Annotated in this window: 1 protein-coding gene; it reads right to left on the bottom strand. The window is 62.0% G+C overall.

Translation table 11 applies throughout. From position 1 onward, the window contains the following. Window positions 1–426 precede the first annotated feature (426 nt). Window positions 427–1,168: DNA-directed RNA polymerase subunit alpha C-terminal domain-containing protein (locus ACT8II_RS04640; protein ID WP_443813122.1), on the bottom strand; the 742-nt coding region annotated here is incomplete at its 5' end.

The raw sequence follows: 1,168 nt of genomic DNA, 5'->3' as shown, positions 1-1,168 counted from the left end.
TTGCTCTTGAGAGCGGCGTTCTTGGACTTCTTGGGGACCGAGCGACGGCCCTGGCGAACCAGCTGGTTGATAGTAGGCAAAGCGTACTCCTTCTCGAAATATCCAGCTTCCATTCCATGTGCAACGACATATTAAGGGGCGTCAGCATCCGCCCACAAAACACGCAGTTCGCTATGATACGCGCGCGTACCTGGACGGTCAACAGACCACGCGTCCGCGCGTTTCCCTATTTGGGGCATATTCCGCAGAGTCTCCACAAACAGAGAAAAGCCCACCCTCCCCTCGCGGGAAAGACGGGCTTTAGCAATAGGTGAACCGCGAGCGGGGCTCAGGCGCCCCAGATCGCCCTGAAAGAGGGGGGCGCACGCCTAGCGTGCGGCGCCCGACGATTGAAGGGCGAGGTGGGGTGCCTGAGGCACGCGCAGCTTAGTCCTCCTGCTCCTCAGGATAGACCTCATCGGTGTCGACGAGCTTGTTCAGCAGCTCGTCGAGGGAGGCCATGTCCTCGTTGATGACGCCGTTGCCGTCCTTGGACTGCGCAGGGGCGCCGAGCATCTCCTCGTCGGAATCGAGGTGATGGCGCGGGGCGCTCGTGCCGAGCAGGATGTCGTCCGGACCATCCGGGGAGAACACCATCTGCAGCAGCTGGGAGAGGTCCTCCTCGTCGGCAACATCCTCGGAGTTGTCAAGGATGTAGAGCAGGTTGTGCTCCTCAAGACCGTCGCGGAGCTCCTCGATGGCCTTGGCACCAATGCCGTCGATGCGGAGCAGGTCCTCCTCGGACTTGCCCACGAGGTCACCGACGACCTCAATGCCGACCTCGCTGAACTTGTTGGTCCAACGCTGGGAAACACCCAGGTCATCGAAGAGATAGAGGCGCGCGTCCTCGGCGGAGATGGTACGGCCATTGCGGGTGAACTGGCCACCCTCGCCGCCGTACTCGCCCGCGCCGAAGTCGAGCTGCTGCGGCAGCTCCTCATCGAGCTCCTTGAGCTCCTCGGGCGCCCAATCGGGGAGCACCTTGGCATGCGGAGAGGTGGGGTTCTCAATGGCCTGGTAGCCATCCTCGGTACGATAAGTCAAACCGGCCTTGGCGTACGGCTTGAGACCGGTGCCCGCCGGGATCTTCTTACCCACGATGACATTGGACTTGAGGTCGAGCAGATGG

Origin of the sequence: Collinsella sp., assembly GCF_052346665.1 — a bacterium.
Lineage (GTDB): Bacteria > Actinomycetota > Coriobacteriia > Coriobacteriales > Coriobacteriaceae > Collinsella.
The sequence above is the reverse complement of the archived record's forward strand: the minus strand, read 5'-3'. Positions and strand labels throughout refer to the sequence as shown.